We start from the raw sequence: 972 nt of genomic DNA on the forward strand, positions 1-972 counted from the left end.
ACCATAAATATTAATCATGTGGTTGATTTTAACGAATTGTTAAATAATCAATCAAATCCCTTAAATAAAGATTTTGTTTTTGATAAAGAAAGAGATGATGAAATTATGCGCATAGCAGAAAAAGAAATATTTAGCAAGGCATTTCAAGATGAGATGATGACTGATATGGGTTTTAACAAAGAAGCAGTTGCCAAGTTAGATACTGATAATCCTGATGAAAATTTACTTTCTACCAAAGACGCCCCTCCAGAATTACGAAATTTAATAGAAAAACAATTAGCAGAAGATAAAAAACGAGGTTATTCTGAGATGGGCAATGAGGCAATGTCTAGAAGAATTAATGCTATTCATTATATTTTAGGCTCATATCCAATTAAGAGCACCACATTTTCTCCTGCGAATATTCCTGAATATGTTAATAATAATTATGACTATTTTGGCTATACATTTCCTGGCGCTAGTTATGGTGATGGATTAAACATAAAACACGGAACTTTGTGGCGCCTATATCAAGCAAAAAATGCAAGTCATATAATTTTATTGCAAGAAAGTGGGCATGGTATAGGCATAGGTGGTTCATATACATTTAAAGAAACAATAAATGAGAAAGTATTAAATTATCCTGCTAAATATCTATTATTTCAATCACCAAATAGACAATCTTTTACACTGTTAACTTGGAATATTAAACCTTATGGCTTTGCTTTACATTTTATTGGACTACCAAATGACAATAATAAAAATATTTTAATGAAGTTTGCAGAAGAATTAACAAAAACTAATAAAAATAAAGATTCAGAGTTAAAACTATAGTTTTTTTATAAAATATAAAACCCCAACAATTTCAGACAACAATTTAATTTTTCTTATTTTGAACCCGTTAAACTAAACAAAAAAATCGGAGTAAAAAACGAGTAAAAAACGAACCAAATATACCTCAGCATTCAAGACTAAATTAGTACTTGAATTACT

Annotated in this window: 1 protein-coding gene; it reads left to right on the forward strand. The window is 28.7% G+C overall.

The features are described 5' to 3' along the window. Nucleotides 1–813, forward strand: an 813-nt coding sequence (locus CRYPD_RS07730; protein WP_212744004.1) for a hypothetical protein, incomplete at its 5' end; no start/stop codon positions are given. Between the last annotated feature and the right edge of the window lie 159 nt (nt 814–972).

The organism is Bathymodiolus heckerae thiotrophic gill symbiont (assembly GCF_900180345.1).
Lineage (GTDB): Bacteria > Pseudomonadota > Gammaproteobacteria > PS1 > Pseudothioglobaceae > Thiodubiliella.